Origin of the sequence: Streptomyces sp. MP131-18, assembly GCF_001984575.1 — a bacterium.
GTDB classification, from domain to species: Bacteria; Actinomycetota; Actinomycetes; order Streptomycetales; family Streptomycetaceae; genus Streptomyces; species Streptomyces johnsoniae.
In genome coordinates, this window is the sequence record NZ_LZNS01000001.1 from 4,375,970 (window position 1) to 4,392,277 (window position 16,308).

Annotated in this window: 26 protein-coding genes; 18 read left to right on the forward strand and 8 right to left on the reverse strand. The window is 68.7% G+C overall.

Features of this window, described 5'->3' with window-relative positions; all coding sequences use genetic code 11:
- The first annotated feature begins 124 nt into the window (after positions 1–124).
- Together STBA_RS37875 and STBA_RS19755 are read left to right on the forward strand one after the other, a co-directional pair.
- Positions 125–427, forward strand: a complete 303-nt coding sequence (locus STBA_RS37875) for a hypothetical protein (RefSeq protein ID WP_171987742.1) — start codon at positions 125–127, stop codon at positions 425–427.
- 331 nt (positions 428–758) lie between these two features.
- Positions 759–1,238, forward strand: coding sequence for a hypothetical protein (locus STBA_RS19755; protein ID WP_077060523.1), 480 nt, complete (start codon positions 759–761; stop codon positions 1,236–1,238).
- 98 nt (positions 1,239–1,336) lie between these two features.
- On the opposite strand, the gene STBA_RS19760 is transcribed toward STBA_RS19755, so the two are convergent.
- Genes STBA_RS19760 through STBA_RS19795 form a run of 8 tightly spaced genes read right to left on the reverse strand, consistent with a single transcriptional unit; the run spans position 1,337 to position 4,768 of the window.
- Entirely contained in the window at positions 1,337–1,732 is a 396-nt protein-coding gene (locus tag STBA_RS19760) for a hypothetical protein (protein ID WP_077060524.1), read from the reverse strand.
- Positions 1,733–1,756: 24 nt separating this feature from the next.
- Positions 1,757–2,605: a DUF6283 family protein gene (locus STBA_RS36650; protein WP_077060525.1), complete on the reverse strand. Its 849-nt coding sequence runs from the start codon at positions 2,603–2,605 to the stop codon at positions 1,757–1,759.
- Between the two features lie 17 nt (positions 2,606–2,622).
- Entirely contained in the window at positions 2,623–2,997 is a 375-nt protein-coding gene (locus STBA_RS19770) for a DUF6354 family protein (RefSeq protein WP_077060526.1), read from the reverse strand.
- Positions 2,994–3,269, reverse strand: coding sequence for a hypothetical protein (locus tag STBA_RS19775; RefSeq protein WP_077060527.1), 276 nt, complete (start codon positions 3,267–3,269; stop codon positions 2,994–2,996). The genes STBA_RS19770 and STBA_RS19775 overlap by 4 nt, the downstream gene beginning before the upstream one ends.
- 46 nt (positions 3,270–3,315) lie before the next feature.
- Positions 3,316–3,669, reverse strand: a complete 354-nt coding sequence (locus tag STBA_RS19780; RefSeq protein WP_077060528.1) for a hypothetical protein — start codon at positions 3,667–3,669, stop codon at positions 3,316–3,318.
- Between the two features lie 57 nt (positions 3,670–3,726).
- Positions 3,727–4,089, reverse strand: coding sequence for a hypothetical protein (locus STBA_RS19785; protein WP_077060529.1), 363 nt, complete (start codon positions 4,087–4,089; stop codon positions 3,727–3,729).
- A gap of 60 nt (positions 4,090–4,149) precedes the next feature.
- Positions 4,150–4,350: a hypothetical protein gene (locus STBA_RS19790; protein ID WP_077060530.1), complete on the reverse strand. Its 201-nt coding sequence runs from the start codon at positions 4,348–4,350 to the stop codon at positions 4,150–4,152.
- Positions 4,351–4,381: 31 nt separating this feature from the next.
- On the reverse strand, positions 4,382–4,768 hold the full coding sequence (locus STBA_RS19795) for a WYL domain-containing protein (protein ID WP_077060531.1): 387 nt from the start codon (positions 4,766–4,768) through the stop codon (positions 4,382–4,384).
- Between the two features lie 636 nt (positions 4,769–5,404).
- Here STBA_RS19795 and STBA_RS19800 point away from each other — a divergent pair.
- From STBA_RS19800 to STBA_RS19875, 16 genes are all read left to right on the forward strand, one after another.
- Complete coding sequence (locus tag STBA_RS19800) at positions 5,405–6,463, forward strand: hypothetical protein (RefSeq protein WP_216355945.1); 1,059 nt, start codon at positions 5,405–5,407, stop codon at positions 6,461–6,463.
- Positions 6,464–6,815: 352 nt separating this feature from the next.
- Positions 6,816–7,190, forward strand: a complete 375-nt coding sequence (locus tag STBA_RS19805) for a hypothetical protein (protein WP_077060533.1) — start codon at positions 6,816–6,818, stop codon at positions 7,188–7,190.
- 29 nt (positions 7,191–7,219) lie between these two features.
- The gene (locus STBA_RS19810; protein ID WP_077060534.1) at positions 7,220–7,909 is read left to right on the forward strand and encodes a hypothetical protein; all 690 of its coding nucleotides are present in this window, start codon (positions 7,220–7,222) and stop codon (positions 7,907–7,909) included.
- Positions 7,906–9,831, forward strand: coding sequence for a DEAD/DEAH box helicase (locus tag STBA_RS19815; protein WP_077060535.1), 1,926 nt, complete (start codon positions 7,906–7,908; stop codon positions 9,829–9,831). The genes STBA_RS19810 and STBA_RS19815 overlap by 4 nt, the downstream gene beginning before the upstream one ends.
- A 291-nt stretch (positions 9,832–10,122) precedes the next feature.
- Positions 10,123–10,527 (forward strand): hypothetical protein, encoded by a 405-nt coding sequence (locus tag STBA_RS19820; protein ID WP_077060536.1) that lies wholly within the window; start codon positions 10,123–10,125, stop codon positions 10,525–10,527.
- Complete coding sequence (locus STBA_RS19825) at positions 10,524–10,712, forward strand: DUF4314 domain-containing protein (RefSeq protein ID WP_077060537.1); 189 nt, start codon at positions 10,524–10,526, stop codon at positions 10,710–10,712. Before STBA_RS19820 ends, STBA_RS19825 begins: the two co-directional genes overlap by 4 nt.
- A gap of 88 nt (positions 10,713–10,800) precedes the next feature.
- Complete coding sequence (locus STBA_RS19830; RefSeq protein WP_077060538.1) at positions 10,801–11,232, forward strand: hypothetical protein; 432 nt, start codon at positions 10,801–10,803, stop codon at positions 11,230–11,232.
- The gene (locus tag STBA_RS19835; RefSeq protein ID WP_077060539.1) at positions 11,229–11,453 is read left to right on the forward strand and encodes a hypothetical protein; all 225 of its coding nucleotides are present in this window, start codon (positions 11,229–11,231) and stop codon (positions 11,451–11,453) included. The genes STBA_RS19830 and STBA_RS19835 overlap by 4 nt, the downstream gene beginning before the upstream one ends.
- The gene (locus STBA_RS19840; RefSeq protein WP_077060540.1) at positions 11,450–11,731 is read left to right on the forward strand and encodes a hypothetical protein; all 282 of its coding nucleotides are present in this window, start codon (positions 11,450–11,452) and stop codon (positions 11,729–11,731) included. Before STBA_RS19835 ends, STBA_RS19840 begins: the two co-directional genes overlap by 4 nt.
- Complete coding sequence (locus STBA_RS19845) at positions 11,728–12,345, forward strand: cell envelope biogenesis protein OmpA (RefSeq protein WP_077060541.1); 618 nt, start codon at positions 11,728–11,730, stop codon at positions 12,343–12,345. Before STBA_RS19840 ends, STBA_RS19845 begins: the two co-directional genes overlap by 4 nt.
- Positions 12,346–12,409: 64 nt before the next feature.
- Positions 12,410–12,901, forward strand: coding sequence for a hypothetical protein (locus tag STBA_RS19850; RefSeq protein WP_077060542.1), 492 nt, complete (start codon positions 12,410–12,412; stop codon positions 12,899–12,901).
- 14 nt (positions 12,902–12,915) lie between these two features.
- Positions 12,916–13,218 carry a hypothetical protein gene (locus STBA_RS19855; RefSeq protein ID WP_077060543.1) on the forward strand — a complete coding sequence of 101 codons (303 nt, stop codon included), beginning with the start codon at positions 12,916–12,918 and terminating at the stop codon, positions 13,216–13,218.
- Positions 13,219–13,345: 127 nt separating this feature from the next.
- Positions 13,346–13,873, forward strand: coding sequence for a hypothetical protein (locus STBA_RS19860; protein ID WP_077060544.1), 528 nt, complete (start codon positions 13,346–13,348; stop codon positions 13,871–13,873).
- Positions 13,874–14,036: 163 nt separating this feature from the next.
- Entirely contained in the window at positions 14,037–14,948 is a 912-nt protein-coding gene (locus STBA_RS19865; RefSeq protein ID WP_077060545.1) for a hypothetical protein, read from the forward strand.
- Positions 14,949–14,966: 18 nt separating this feature from the next.
- Positions 14,967–15,761 carry a hypothetical protein gene (locus tag STBA_RS19870; protein ID WP_216355946.1) on the forward strand — a complete coding sequence of 265 codons (795 nt, stop codon included), beginning with the start codon at positions 14,967–14,969 and terminating at the stop codon, positions 15,759–15,761.
- Complete coding sequence (locus tag STBA_RS19875; RefSeq protein ID WP_077060546.1) at positions 15,758–16,291, forward strand: hypothetical protein; 534 nt, start codon at positions 15,758–15,760, stop codon at positions 16,289–16,291. The genes STBA_RS19870 and STBA_RS19875 overlap by 4 nt, the downstream gene beginning before the upstream one ends.
- The last annotated feature ends 17 nt before the right edge of the window (positions 16,292–16,308 follow it).

The following is a 16,308-nucleotide window of genomic DNA, read 5'->3' on the forward strand; positions in this document are numbered from 1 at the left end:
CGTGACCGACCCCCTGCGATGTATCGGGTACCCGATTGACAGATTATCGGGTACCCGATACACTGGCCCTGTCGGGCCAACCGGAAATCTCTGATTTCCTTCGAACCGAAAGAGGAGCGCCTCGATGGAAAGCCCCAACGCTATGGCCATGATCCATGCCCTCCAGCACATCCTGAACAAGTGCAACGAGGAAGCCGCGCGAAGGGGGCGCCACACGTCGGTCAATCCGGATGTTCGGCTCGCCCTCCCTTCCACCCACTGCCCCGTGGAGCAGGTTCCGATCGTGCTCAAGGGGTCCGGGGACTGGATCTGGATCACGGCCCATGACGCTGACGGCAACCTGCCTCCCGAGGTCGAAGAAGACCTCGGTCTGTCCAGCGAGACTCTGAATGAACTCGATGAACTGGACGCTCCGGGCTGGTTCTAAGGCGCGGATGCCCCAGGGGTGCGAAGCCGCCCGAGCGCGCGAGGTGCGTCGGCGCTCACCGGGAACCTGGGCTGCCGGGCGGCCGAGGTGGTGGCGCCGGCCTGGCGGCCCCGTGCTGCCTCCGGGTGGCGACCGCCGCGCCTTCGCGGTCAGCGACGTCAGTCGCGCGCCGTCCGTCGCCGCCGTTGCTGCGGAGCGGTGACCCGCGCAGCGCCGAATCTGACTCCAGGGACTGATTCGGTCGAAGGGAATTCGGGTACCCGATTGAACTTTTATCGGGTACCCGATATTATTGGTCTTGTTGGAACACCGCACCGCAAGGAGGGGCACCATGACCGCCGACGCCGACAAGCTGCGTGCCGAGGCCGCGCGCCACGAAGCCGACGCCTACGAAAGCTTCCAGAGCTGCGACAACGATGGCTTCCTGTCGCAGTGGGCCTCCGGCAAGATGGCCGGTCTCAGGCGCCTCGAAGCGGACATAGCCGAGGCGGGCGGTGTGTGGGAGTTTCCCGCTCTGTTCGATCTCGACGGCAATCTCGTCCCTGCCAAGGAGGTCGAGGGCCGCTACGGCCTGTCGTGGATGTTGCTGAACGAGCACGGGCGGTGCGCTGGGTGGTTCAACCCGTCCAAGGCGCGCAGCCCGGAGGTGCGCCGTCGCAACAACGCGGCGAAGGGCTACTACATCGGGAGCGTCCGCGTCCCTGCCGACGCCGACCTGGAGGGCGGGAACGCCTTCAGCGTGAGGGCGGTCGCGCTCCGCAAGGACAACGGCTGGAGCCCGGACGCTGTGATCGTCGACAACGGTCAGTAGCACCCCTCGCGTCGCTGCCTGGCGCTCCCTCGCCCACGGCCCGGCTGAGCGGCCTCGTGGCGAGGAGCGCGGCAGTGCCCAGCTCGGCCACGCCCGGCCTAGACGTTCAGCGGGATGGACAGGAGCTGCGCGGCGAGTTCGCTGGCCGTCTCGCCCGACAGCTCCGCGGCAAGAGAGTCGTCGCCCATCTCGATCTCGACGCGGACCGAACCGGCGTCTCTTCCGGCGCGAAGGGTCAGGGCGGCCTCGGGGGACACGCCGGTGAATCTGCTGATGGCGTTCCGGTGGTCCGATGCGTCCTCCTGCGCGAGGTCCAGGAGGCCGTCTGCGAGCTTGCGCACCGTGTGGTGAGCCAGCTCGATGGCAAATGAGTCGTGATCGAGCTCCCTGTAGATCATGAAGCCGACCGAGTGCAGGACATCGTCCACCCAGAAGCCCAGCGTCTCCTCCACGGAGGTGCTGGGGAACGTACGCAGGGTGCCGCTCTCCGGCATCCGATCCTCCGTCCGCAAGGCGCTTCAGTCCGATGAGCCTTCCCCCACCCCGGAGGGGGCAAGCGCAGCATCCTCGCGCTCGAGAGCAGACCGCGAGACGTCCAGCGGGACCAGGCCGTCGGCACCTGTTCCCCACAGGACGCCTTCGCCCCGGCACGGGGCCAGTACCGGATCATCCGACGCGACGCCGTTGGCGATCGCCATGGCCCGGTACGAGTCGTACAGCTCCATGCCGGGCGTCAGTGTCGGAGGCAGCAGGGTGCGGTCGGCCATGTACCGGCGCACCATGAGGTTGTCGCTGGCACCGCGCAGCAGCCACCCCGCGCACAGATAGGGGTTCTTCGCCTCGTGGCCGTGGCAGGCGAAGCCCCGGGTGCCCTGGTCGTAGGAGGTGGGAGCGGAGATCCTGAAGACTTCGGCGGGGAACTGGCCGGGCGGGGCGTCGCGGCGCCATGGGCAGGGAATCTCCCCGCCGCACACCGTCTTCCGCGCCCGTGGCCGGCCGCTGATCTCGACGGTGGTCACTCCCCATACGTCATCTCCGGGACGCTGGCACACCACGGTGCCGCGCCGGGGCCGCTCACCCGCGGCTGGCTCGTCCCGCGCCGACGGCGGCGGGACCGTGCGCTCGACCGCCGCGGCGGGCAGCACGCACTCGGAGGACCACCATTGCTCTGCTCCGGCGAGCACCACTCGGGTGCCCTCAACCGGTTCGCGCTCCTGCCACGCCCCGGTGCGGCGGAAGTTTGCGGCGGCCAGCGCCGCCTCCCGTCCGCCCGGTGCCGGCAGCACCGTCAACGTCTCGGTCTGCGCGGTCCCGTCGACGTGCGCCAGGACATGCACCTCGTCCTCGACGTCATAGGCGATCATCATTGCCCCGCCCTGGGCCTTCACGGCTGTTCCGGGGCGACGCGAGCCGTCTCCTGCTGGGCCAGTCCGAGGGCGTCCCAGGCAGCGTTCGCATAGTCCAGCGGGGTGGCTGCTGAGCCGGCGCCGTGCACCTTCGCCATTGCGCTGAGGAGCGCCGCGTACCGCGGGTCCGCGCCCAGCGTCTCCGCCTCCTCCAGCAGCTCGTACTTGCTCGGGGTGGCCAGCGCCTTGAGCTGGATGTGCGTGGTGCGCCCGACGGTGCCGCCCAGGTCGTGCTCGATCAGACATTCGGCTCGGGTGTCTCCGACGCCGGTCACGCGCAGCCGGCGGTCACGGTTGGCCATGTACCGGTCCAGGTCGCGGTAGAGCTGGCCCTTCTCGATGCTCCTGCTCATGCTGGATTCCTCCGCTCTGATGCGGCCAGAGACGCGGCCTCGGCCGTGCACACTTCAAGAACAGGGCCGGTCAGTCGCCTGTCTCGGTGGGAAACGCGCAGCCCGGCGTCGATCAGGTCGGCTCTGGTGGCCAGCAGCCGCAGCCGGCCGGCCAGGACGCCGTCGAAGGCGACGTCCGGAGTGGCCACGCTCAACGCGCCCTGGACGTCAGCCACGAGGACCGAGCGTTCGCCGAGGGTGGTGGAGGGCGCGTAGGTGGTCAGCACGAACATCAGCCGGCCGCCAGGGGGTCGGCCGCTGCCGGACGTGTACGGGCACCTAGTAACCACCTTCTTCGGGGCTGAACGCGGTGTGGAGGGACTGCCCGCCATCTCCGAAGTTGCGGGCGATGTACTGTTCGGTCCTCCAGTTCTGCTCCACTTCCGCTTCCTGCCGAAGCTCGTCCGGGGTCAGTGTAGATCCGTCGAGTTCCTCGACGAACAGGGAATTGGCCGCTGCGACTTCCTCCGGCGTCGAGGGTGAAGGGTCCGCCACGGGGCCCGCGTGCTGGCAGGCGGCGTGCCCGTCGGAGCTGCACAGCAGGCAGGGAACGGCGTGCCGCTCGACCTCCTGCGGGCATTCACTGGTGCGGCAGTTGAGGCAGTACAGCGCGTCAGTCACCTTGTTCTCCACAGAGCGCGTCATCGGAACGCATGGCGGGCCGAGGGCTGACCCCCTGGCCGGCGAGGGCTAGGCCGGGACGACGTTGGTCTGGCCCGGAAGGCATCCCAATCCCGTGTGGGTCTGCTGAAAGCGGATCAGCGCTTCTGCCTGTGCGGCCTGTTCATCTTCCGCGTGGAGGACGAAGGTGGCGATCGCCATCTCGTCCTGTCCCGAGCGGTGATACGGCACATCGACCTGCCACCTTGGGCGCCCGTCGCGAACGGTTGCCGACTCGATAGCCCAGTTGCCGATGGGCCTTTCGAGGAGGGCGCGGAAGGCTTCCCTTGCCAGCGTCTCCGCTCGGTGCTCGGACTCTTCGTCGAGCCTCATGGTCATCTCGACGGGGAGATCCCCGACACGGGCGGTGATGGTCACGACGTAGCGGTTCACCGTCGCTCCTTCTGCGTACGGGCGGGGGGAAGGGCTGGCTCGCGCATCGGTCCGAACTCCTCAGAGCCGAGTCCAGCCGTCGTACTCGATGCCGCCTCCGAAGCGCATCGCGATGCCCCAGTCGAAGTCCTGTTCCGTCAGTTCGATGTTGAAGTGCTCGGCCCTGCGTCGCAGGGCCTCGAATTCGTCCGACCGGGAGGGGAACAGGGGGTGGCTGGCCTGCTCGTACTGGGCGGCGACCCACTGCGCGTGGTTGGTCACGAGTCCCTTCCTTCCGGGGGCGGTGTGGTGGTCAGGCGGCCAGTTCGGCGAAGACGTCGTGGCGGTAGGTGGGGTCCTCGCGCGCGACTTCCCGGGCTATCAGCTGGGCGACCGAGGTGATGACGACGCGAGCGCTGTCGAGATGGTGAGGTGGATGTAGCGTGTAGCGCCCGCGGTGCACCGAGTAGGCGACGATGCGGTCAAGCCGGAAGGTCCGCAGCTCGCGAGACGCTCGGTCCATAGCCGTGACGATCAGATCGCCCAGCGCAGTCGTGGCGATGTCGTGCACCTCGATGGTCCGCACCGCCTCCTCGCCTCCGACCTTGATGTAGCTGATCGTCACCGGTCGGCGACGGTCCTGCGCGCGGCAGAGGTCGGTCAGGGTACGGGTGCGGTCCTGACGCGCTGTGATTCTCATGGCGCCCTCTTCAGTCCTCTGCGAGTTCGTCGGTCGGTGCTTCGTCGGGGAGGTGGTGTGTGCCGCCCCGGGCCCCGCAGAAGGCATTTAAGCATGCAGAAAACCGGTTGTCAATATTGCTAATCGAGGGCGGGGCATCCGGAGACGGGTCACACTCCCCGCTTTATGAATGTTGACAACCGGTTTTCTGCATGCTTAATATAGGTCTGTCGGGCCGGATGATCCGGCCGATCCCCTGATGGGTGAGGAGGCAGCGAACATGTCCAGCGCTGCGCGTCGTAAGAACCGGCGCGGGGGACTGAAGAAGGGGTTCCGGCGGGAGAACGGGCGTACCCCGCGCCACAAGGTGCGCCCGCTGCGTGAGCGGGCCTGCTCGCCGGAGGTCCCCGGCGGCGCGACGGTCGGCGCCCTTATTGGTGGGAGGGCGCGATGACCGCTCCGCTGCGCTGGAGGCCGCCGGCCCCGATCACGGTCCCCGAGTGGCTGTTGCGTCAAGAGGCGTACAGCCGTACGGACTACTGCGTGGCCTCGCTGTTCGCCTCCATCAAGGCCGGGCACTGGACCGTCAGGCCGCTGCCGCTGCTCCCCGGCGCGTCGGGGGTCGATCCGGTGGCCATGTCTGCTCACGTCCTCGCCGTGACCGAGGCCTCTCGGCTTGCCAAGGCCCGCACCTACTCGCTCAGGTCGAACGGCACGGGCCTGGCCGTGGCCGCTGTCGCTGGCTCGGCCCCCAGGGAGAAGATCACGACAGACCGTCTGCCGTCCCCGGCCGGGCTCATGATCTTCGCCGACCCCATAGGATCGGATGTCGAGCAGCTGACCCTCAGCGACGGCACGACGGCGGAGATCCACACGCCCATCGTCGCTGTCTCCTGGTCGGAGTGGAGCCCGAAGGACTACCAGCTGCTTGGCGAGGGTGAGCAGCTCATGTGGCTGCGGAACGGCGCGGGTTACGACCGGCCACGCCCCGTCCCGCACGACTTCCACGGTATCTGGATGACGTTCTACGCGCCCCGGACCGCTGACACGATCGGCCGGGCGCCGGATGACATCGTCGCCGTGGACTCGGACGGTGTTCCCATCACGGCCAGTCAGTCCCGCTTGGCGAACGCCCGCTTCGAGCGGGCCAGCAAGGACCGCTGGGGGCCGCTGGCCTGGCACCAGGAAATCATCCTGGGCGTCGATGAGGTCTTCGCAGAGCACCCCAGGCCCGGATCGGCGCAGCAGTGGGCCAGCGTGGTCTATACCGCCTGGCAGATCATGCAGCAGCGGTCGGGGAAGAACCAGCTCGTAGAGATCGAGGAGGTCCGCCTGCCTCCGGCCGTGAGGAAGAAGGCCAAGGAGGAGGTGAAGAGGGCCGGGAAGAAGAGAGTCGGAGACGGCGTGGTCCGCGTCGTCGACCTCGCCGCCCCGGTGCGCCCGTCGACGAAGAGCTCAGATCGCGATGCGGAACGGTCCGACGGCCGTCGCACCGTGGAGTGGTCCTGCCGGTGGCCGGTGCCCCCCTATCGACGGTGGACCTGCACCAACCCCTACCTCCACCACAAGCTCAGTGACGACGCCCGCGAGTATCACGAGCACAGGGAGGAGGTCATGCCGTTCAAGATCAAGGGGCCGGCCGACAAGCCCTTGCGCGTCAAGGGTGGCACCACATTCACGTTCGATGTGCCGACCGACGACACGCTGGAGAAGTAGCGCGCGTCTGCGGTGAACCCTCCCGGAGTCATGCCGGAAGAGCGGTGCAGGAACGGCGCGGCCACACCGTGCTTGTCCGGATCGGCGCGACTGACGCTGATCGGCCCACCTGTTGAGAAGGACCGCCATTTTCGACAGATCAAGGATGTTGACAACCGGTTATCTGCATTCTAAAATGCGTGAGCGCGATGAGCACCGGAGGCGGCCAGAGCGGCGTGCCCCGGCACTCCCGCCAAGCCCCCGGCGCGGGACGCGCGATCAAGGTCAGCCCCCTCCCACCCCCTCAACTGGCCTTACTGATCGCGTCCCGTGCCGGGTCCCCCACGAAGAGCCCAAGAAGGAGAACCGTGCAGTGAGCACCACCGAAACCGCCAAGCCGGACGAGGTCCCGGGAAAGCGGGAACTACTGCTGACCGTCGACCTGCCACCCCTGCTGGCGACGGAGAACTTCAGCGTGAGCGACGTGTTCCGCCTGCCGGAGGGACCGGAGGACAACCTGTTCATCCTCAGCATCGATCCGCACCGGTGGCCCGGCTGGCGGACCTTCGTCATCTACGGCCTGCCCGAGCCGGTTCCGTTCCGGGCAACGGAGCTGTTCCAGCCGATGCGGATGAACCGGATCTGGTCCGACGTCCCCTGCCTGGTGTGCAAGCAGACCGGCCAAGTCCATCTGGAGATGGTGCAGCACGGCCGCCTCAAGTCACGGATCTGCCGCGACTGCTCCTGATCACGCGTCCAACGCCCAAGGAATCTGTGATGTCTGAACACCTAGGCCCGGTCGCATTTCCCGGCCGTCAGTACACCCGCCCGCCGGTGCCGCGGCAACCGCCCTGTCACTTCCAGAACTGGCCGTTCGACCCGGACGGTTTCCACGAGCAGTCGTCTCCGATCGGCTCGGCGGCTGATGGACCGGACCTCTCAGGCAAGCCGCTGGAGTACGCCAGGTACATGGCGTACGGCTTCGACGTGCCGAACCGGCGCCTGTGGGTCGAGGTGGACTGCTACATGACCCCGTCCACGGGCGGCATCGACGGATACGTGGCACGGCCGCCGGAACGGCGGATGCACGGCAGGATTCCGTATCGGTTCTTCGTCGACCTGGCGCACCTGCGCTCGGCGACGGTTCACCACCGTACGGGAACCGCCCCATCCAGCCTGCACACGGACCGCTGCGATCATCCCCTGGTGCGGAACGGAGAGCTACTCGCGGACCACGCCGGCCACCGCCAGTGCTACGAGCTGTATGTCTGCCAGCACCGGGCGGGCGACCTCCACCGGATCGCACGCGAGCATGGTGACGAGTGCACCTACTGGCAGCTCCGACCCGGCTTCTGCGACGACAGGCAGCAACTCGCCATCGACACCGCTCAGCAGTCCGAACACGCCTACCTTCAGCGAGCCTCCGACCAGCGGGTCGTCTTCCGCCACAGGGCGGACACCCGATGACCAACACCAACCTGCTCCGGGTCGGGAAGAAGCCTCGCTCACACCAGGAGGAGGCCCTGTCCGCCATCCGCGGCATCGGACCGGCCGGGCGCGCCCTTGTGGTGATGGCCTGCGGCACCGGGAAGACTCTGGTCGGCCTTCTCGCCGCACTCGAGCGCGCAGGAGACCGCGGCGTCGTGATGGTCCTTGTGCCTCGCAAGGCGCTGCTACGCCAGACCTACCTGGACTGGCGCGCCGACATCCCCGGCAACGTCGACGCCCTTCTCGTGTTCTCCGACCCCCCGGTCGCAGACGCCCGCGCCACCACCGACCCCACCACGATCCGCACCTTCCTGCGAAATCCCACGGACAGGCCCCGGTTGCTGTTCTGCACCTATCAGTCGGCCGCCCGCGTCGCCGAGGCGTACGCGGCCGACCCGTCGCTCGCCGCCCTGGACGTGATGATCCTGGACGAAGCGCACAACACGGTGGGCAAAGTCGGCGGCCGCTACTCGCGTGTCCTCCATGACAGCCACATACCGGCGCGGACACGTCTGTCGCTGACCGCGACAGCCAAGGTGCACGAGCTCGGAGACGGCACGTCCGATGCCGTGGCCATGGATAACCCGAAGCTGTACGGCAAGCGGGTCTATCAACTCACCTTTGGCACCGCCATCCGCCACAAGCTGCTGTCCGACTACCGCGTCGCCGTCGTCCTGGTCACCGATGCCGAAGTGCACCAGGTTCTCCAGCAGCAGACCGCTGCGTCCCGGGGGGACCGGCTCAGCCTCGCCCAGATCGCCGCGCAGATCGCCGTGGCGCGGGCCGTCGAGGAATACGGGCTGCGGAGGATCATCGGTTTCCACGGCCGCGTGGAACGAAGCCGCCTGTTCACCGAGACCCTGTCCCGTACCGCTGCCGGTCTCACTGGCGTTCCCGTGGAAGCCCTGCACATCGACGCCGGAACGCCCGCGGAGAAACGTCTGCGTGCTCTTGAGCGGCTGGAGAACCCGGGCCGCGACGGCGCCACGGTGCTCTCCAACGTCGCCACCCTGACCGAAGGGGTCAACGTGCCGGCGGTGGACGGGGTGATCTTCGCCGATCCCAAGACGAGCAAGATCGCCATCGCTCAGGCGGTCGGGCGCGCACTGAGGCTGGCTCCGGGCAAGGAGCGCCCCTCGGTTATCGTCCTGCCGGTCTACCTCTCCCCGGACGAGAGCCCGGAACAGGCGCTGGCCAGCAGTGACTTCCGGCATGTCTGGGCCGTGTTGTCGGCGCTGCGCGACTTCGACGAACGCCTCGACACCCGGCTTGTCGCCGCCAGCCAGAAGCTCGGCGAGCGGGACGTGACCGGCGACGGCAACGTGAACCTTCCGGACGCCATCGACCTCCTGGGCTCCGGGGTCACGGGCCACAAGCTGCGCGACGCCCTCCACATCCACATCCTGAACCACACCACCGAACCGTGGCACATCCGCTACGGCCGGCTGAGAGCACACATGCGGCGCACCGGCAGGGTGCCGAAGAATTCCTACGTGACACCTCGAGGCGATCCTCTCGGGCGGTTCGCCGCCGCCCAGAAGATGGCGTTCACCAAGGGACTGCTGGCCCGGGAGCGGGCAGCTCTGCTGGAGGCTCTACCGGGGTGGGCGTGGGCGCGCCCACAGGTGCGCTACCCGGAGGTCGACCAGCAGGAGCTGGACACCCTGGTGCTCGACTGGTTCAAGCACTCCCGCGATCACCGTCTCGACGAGGACACCAGGCACCAGCGCAAGCTCGCCATCGCACGCCAATGCCGCAAGCTCATCCCCGGCTTCAAGTACTCCATCTCGAAGCAGCGGCAGAGGGTCAACAACGCCCTGATGGAGATGCAGGTCTACCTCGACCGCGTGGAAGCCCGGGAGCGCAGGGCGGCCCAGGAGCGTAACGCCGACAGCGGCTGATCCGGGCCCGCGTTGAAGGCGGGCAGACAGCAAGCCAACTCAATTACGAATGTTGACAACCGGTTTTCAGCATGATTAAATATGGGTTGTTGGGCCAGCCGCCAGCCTCGCTGGAGCCCTGGCCCAACAGCCCGGCGCGGGAGCGACGTCGAGACCAACCCCCCGGTCTCAGGCCCGTCCCGCGCCGGGCCCAGGAGAGCGCCGAGCACCCATGTCCCACCGGATCAACCCTTCGGCGTCGTCCACACCCCCACCCTGGGCGAACCACCACCAACGCACGAGAGGGACGTCATGCCGCCACCGACGAACTGGCCGCCGGTCTTGCAGGCCGACACACTGACGTACACCCCGTCCAACGGCATCCCCGCCACCCGGCCCATGACGGTGTGGCGCACCGGCCCCCGCCACGTCACCGTGCTACTGACGGAACTCGGCGACGGCATGAGCATCACCAACGCCATCCACCACGTGCACTTCGCGATGCAGGCCGTGTGGCCGGCCGACGCCATCCGGCTCATCGAGTACTACCCGCAAGCCTCCGGCTGCGGCCCGGATCACCTCGACGAAGCCCACCTCACCCCCTCCGGCCAGTGGGCCTGGCGCCGTCTGTCCCGCGAAGCCCTGCTCGCCGAACTCGGCCCCACCCTGCCGCCCGCAACGGCACCTTCCACCCCCTCGGAACGGGAGACGCGATGACGTACCAGCCCGGCGACCGCGTGGCGCTCGTCTACACGGACGACGCCTATACCCACCTCCAGCCCGGCGACGAAGGAACCGTCAGCTCCTACAACGAGCAGCTTCAGCAGCTCGAAGTGGACTGGGACAGCGGCTCCAAGCTGTCGATGTGGTTCGGCGACGGCGATCGCGTCCGAAAGCTCTGACCGCAGCCGGGGCCGCCACCGGCATCCCTGGAGGCGGCCCCGGCCACGTCGGCCCGCTCACCGGCAACGACCCAAGGAACGGCAGGACATGACACTCACCGCGAACGCCGTACGCGAAGGGCTCGGTGACCTCTGGGCCATCTGGGAGGTCACCTTCTACGAAGCCAACCCGGACGGCGAGGGACGCAAGCCGAGCGGCCACTGCTGGGTGACCACGCTGGAAGCTCACCCGCGACATCGTCAGCGTTCCCTCGCCCACCAGGTGTGGCTGTACCTCAACCGCTGGCGGCCGGACGTCCCCGAGGTGGACATGCTCAGCCCGCACGTCCGGCTCAGCGGCTACTGCGACCCCCAGACACGCGCTCGCACGCACGGCGTTCGCTGCATCTCCTGCGGCAGCGACCAGGTGACCTTCACCCCCGGCCAGCGAGCCGAATGCGCGTGCGGCGCCGGCCAGACACCCAGCGAAGCCCAACTCTGCACGGACCCGTGCAACGAATGCGAGGAAAAGGCGCTGTGACCAGCAAGAAGTACTGCCTGCACCTGGAGTTCGACACCCCCAGGGAGGCCCTGGAATGGTTCGACGGCCTGCGCCGCTCCGACGCCCTCCCGGCCGAGGCGGAACTGTACGTCCCCGACGCGATCGACCGGCAGAAGCACGGACTCACCGCCCGCGACCTGATCGTGCGCCCCGCTGGCGACCGACCGCACGGCCGAGTGCGCGACGAGGTGCGCCGGTGACCGACCACGAGTACGCGAACGCCGTCCGCCACACACCCGGTCAGACCGACATCGTCCAGCTGACCAGGAAGGACCTCCATTCCGCCGAGAACGCCACGCTGCTGTGGGGGATCACCGAGTGCAGCAGGTGCGGAACCCCGCACCAGCAGCACGCCTGGATGCGGCTGACGATCACCCGCGGCCTGTGCGGGAAGCCCTTGAACGCGAAAGTCGTGGACTGCGACGGAGCCCCGCAAGAGCACCCCCAGCCGGACGGCACGCACGGAGAGACGTCATGAGCGGGATACCCGTGCGCTGCGCACACCGTCCCACCTCGGGCGGCCTGGTTGTCCCAGCGGTCTCCCTGGTCCACAACGGCCACGCCGTCTTCGGCAACCTCGACGCAGCCCGGGTACGCGAAGCCTTCCGCCACCGGCTCTGCCAGATCTGCGCCCAGCCGCTGACCGAGCGACTGTATGTGATCGTCCGCCCGGCAGACGAGGCGAACGGACGGTCGGTCGAGCCAGCGCTTCACCCGGAATGTCTCCGGTACGCGCACGCACAGTGCCCGGTTCTCAACGGCTCCGCAACCCACTACCGGGACCGCTCCGTGCTTGCCACGCACCCGGCGTTCCGACCCTGCGGCGACCCTACCTGCCCCTATCCGGACAAGGTCAAGCCCGGGAAGGACGAGGCCGCCCGCCGCGGACAGCTGGTCGAACGCTACGAGGCATGGATGATCGCGCTCGAGCACTACCGGCTCGTCCCCGGCAAGGACAACCCCAGCGCCCCGGCAGGCATCGCCCTGGACGTGCCCGTGCTGCGCAAGCGTCTGCTGCGCCAGGCGGCGCTTCCCCCGGAGGCGGAGGCCCTCCTCGGCCAGCTCCGCGCGCTCCTCGACCTCGAACCGTAGCCCACCACCCGTCACGCCACCACCGGGCCGGGCCCTCACGGGTCCGGCCCAGGAGGGAGACCAGATGTACCGCTCCCACAACACCCGCGGCCTCACCCGAGAGCAGGCCGCTCACGTGCATGCCGATCTCGCGCGCCACCCGTTCGGCATCCTGACAAGGTATGAGCGAAACGCTGATGTGGCCCACACCATCCGGCAACTTCTCCACCTCGCTGAGGTAGACCGACACGTCAACGGTGACCGGCCGGACCTCATCATGGCCGAGGGCTGGCTGTTGTACGCCACCGGCGACGGAGACATCGAGGGAACTTCGCCCAGCTCCCGCGCCGGCCAGGACCAGGACGCCTCCGCGGCCCGCGCCGTCCTGCGCCGCTTCCACGGCAGGGACCTGCCGGAGGACACCGATCAGCAGCGCGAAATCCTGACCCGGCTGATGGTCAGCCTCATCCGCGTCGGCCTCATCGACAGGATGGTCAGCGACGCGTCCGATGCTGCCGACCTGCTCGCGGCCGCCCTGCGCGGCATCCGTCGCCAGGTCACCTCCGCGTCCGCGTGAAGGCGGTGGCCTCAATGGACCAGCGCGACGTTCTGCTGACGACCCTCCAACTCGCCGTGCCGCTTCACCGCGAGGAACTCCGTGACCTGCCGTCCGAACAGCTACTCGCCATAGCCAGCAACGCGGCCACCGTGCTCGGCTCGCATGGTGACGCACTTCAGTTCGGCGGCAAGCACTGCCGCGAGGCGTTCAACGCCCTCGCCCGGGGTCTTGCCGCCGCCGCGCTGACCGCCGACGGGGGCGTCACATGGCTCGGCGCCCACTGGTGCGCTGATCCGAGCTGTCACAACCCGAACGCCCACCTGAGCGGGCCGTGACCGACGAGGAACGCCACCGCCGCCGGACCACCCCTCTGAGCGCGGACACCGCGTCCAGACCTCACTGACCGTAGGACTCCGGCTTTCCCCGTCGCCGACCCGCAATGCACCGAAGGATCACTTCATCATGAGCTCTTTCGCGCACGGCACTCCCGCCTACTGGGACCAGATGACGCGCGTCGCCGCCGCCGTCGTCCATCGCCTGGACGACACCGTCGACGTGATGCGAGCGGCCCAGACCGTCCACGACCTCTACGCGGAGCGCGGCCTGCTCCATGTCTCCGCCTGCCTGCTGGCTTACGCCCACCTGGAGTGCCCGTTCAGGCTTCTCGGCCCCGACCGCCGCCCCGACGCTAGCCGGCTGCTCGCGCGTCCACAGCCGGACGCGCTCACCGCCCTGACCACGACGAGCAGAGTGAACCAACTCCTCGGCCGGTCCGCCGTCACGGCGACGAACATCAGCGACACCGAGGAGCAGATCAACGCCTTCGACGCGGCCGAGCCCTTGGCGCGCGCCGCTCTCGCCGCCGCACCGGAGATCCGCGTCATGGCCGTTGCCCTCGAACCAGCGGACGGCGACCGGCGAGTCACGTCCTGCGTGTACGTATACGCGCTCATCGCCGTCCGAGCCGTCCTCGAGACAGCAACGACGTGACGGCCACCCGACGCCCAACGCGCCAGGGCTTGTGCTCCTCCCGGCCCAGCGCGCTCCTGCTGGTGCTCGCATCCATGAGGGACCTCCCCCAGGCCCTCGGAAACGCAGACGTACGCACGCTTACCCTTCCGCGCTGCACCAGCCGCGAACAGGGGATTTACTCATGGCCCAGGCGAGGTATCAGCGCACGGTCGACCTCCCGCTCGACCACCTCACCCCGTTTCCGGGGAACGCGAAGAGGGGGCACGTACCGACTATCCTGGAGAGCCTGTGCCGGAACGGACAGTACCGCAGCCTCGTCATCCGCGAGGTGGGTCCCGCCCTCATCGTCCTGGCGGGCAACCACACCCTGCAGGCGCTCGCCGCACACGGCCCCGGCGACTGCGGCCTGACCGTCACGGTGGCCGGCGAAGAGCGCCCCTGCGGCATCTGCCACAACCAGCCGTGGGATCCCGTGGCGCGCTGCGAGATCGTCTCCTGCGACGACGACACCGCCGCCCGCATCAACCTGGTCGACAACCGCGCTCCGGAGCTGGGCACCTACGACACCGATGCCCTGGCGGAACTGATCGCCGGGCTCGACGACGACCTAGGCGGCACCGGCTACACCGAGACCGACCTGGAGGACCTCCTCAAGCCGATCGAGCCCCTGGCCGACGAGACCGTTCCAGACGTGCTCACGCTCGAGAACCCCGAGGACACCCCAGAACCAGCCGCGCCAGAGACCACGGGAGCCACCGAACGCCCCACGGCCGACGTCGCTGGGGACCATCCCCTCGACGCCACCCCGCAGCCCCCCGCCAGCGACCAGACCGGTGACACGGCCCTCCGTACCCCGAGCCCGGTCGAGATGCTGTTCACCTTCACGGCCGAGGACCGGGCGGAGGCCGGCCATCTCATCACCGTCGCCCGCGACTTGCTCGGAACAGACCTTAACGCCTCGGCCGTCGTGCTGCGTGCCCTGCAAACGCTGATCGCCGTCCTCCACGCCCGCGACAGCCCGGACAGCACGGTCACCCCCTCCGACCTGCTCACGACCACCAGCGCGGACTCGACATCCCGATCCGCCACCTGAACAGCACGGAGGCGAGCGTTGACCACCTGTGTTTCCCCACCGCCGTCCCTGCGTCCGCGGCGGCCCCAGCGCCCCCGGCGACTCCTCGGCCAGAACACCGACCTTCGCCGCTCCGGAGTGTGGAGCTGGACCCTCCCCGCACTCGCCACCCGGCTCCCGGACGGGCGCACCGTCCGCACCTGCCCTGCGGCCGGCGTCTGCTCCCAGGCATGCTACGCCCGCAGCGGCCATTACAACTTCCCGGCCGTGCTCGCCCGCCACCAGGCCAACCTGGCCTACGTGCTGGACGACCTCGGCGGCTGGCAGCGCCAGATGGCCGCCGAACTCAGCCACGAACGATTCCGCGGCGGCTGGGTGCGGGTGCATGACGCAGGAGATTTCTTCTCCGACCACTACCTCGCCGCCTGGCTGCGCATCATCGCCTTCCGCCCCGCGGTGAACTTCTACTGCTACACCAAGGAAGTGGCCAGGTTCCGCCGCCTGGTCGAGCCCGCTCCTCCCGCCAACTTCCGCTGGGTGTACTCCTTCGGCGGACGCGAGGACCACCTGATACGACCAGAAGACCGAGTCGCCGACGTCTTCCCCGACGAGAACGCCATCCACGCGGCCGGCTGGCACTCCCAGGACGAGAACGACCTCCTGGCCGTTCTCGGCCCCGCCCCGGTCGGCATCCCGGCCAACAACATCCCCCAGTACCGGCGCCGCCAGGGCAGCCGTACCTTCCGGCAATGGCAGGCCGAGCTCGACGCCCGGCGCAGCGAGGGCCGCCGAGCCAGAACCCCACCCCCCGGCCGACTGAAGGACGCGCTATGACCAGCTCCGACGAGCCGTGCCTGCCGCCCATCGCCGTCGACACCTACGAGGAAGTCCACAGCTCAGGAGAGCTGACCACGCCCGGCACCCTCATCGACGGTGGCGACGCCTTGCGAGGCCGTATCCGCGACGACCTGCGCAGCGGCCGGTACGACACCGTGCTCCCGGCGGGCCCGGTGATCGTGCTCGGCAAGCGGGACGGCCGCGGCGACTGGGCGCGGTTCGTGCGCTTCATCCCGCTGTGCTTCGGCTATCGCTTCGAAGACCACGACCACCCCTACGTCCGCACCCTGGTGTCCGTGCTGTGCCAGCACGGGCTGCTCCCCCTGCTGCTCCGTGGCGACCAACCCGTGGGTTCCGGGTTCTCCGTCATCTCCGTGCCCGGTCGGGAGGAGGCCGCGCAGATCATCCTTCTCCGCGGCTCCGACCGGGAGTGGCACGAACTCGCGCGTCTGCTGCGGCACGCCGGCCACGTTGTCGAGGGTGAGCACTATGGCACCGGCGTTCTCGACGTCCATCGGCCCGCCTGAGCATCCTCTGCTTGCAG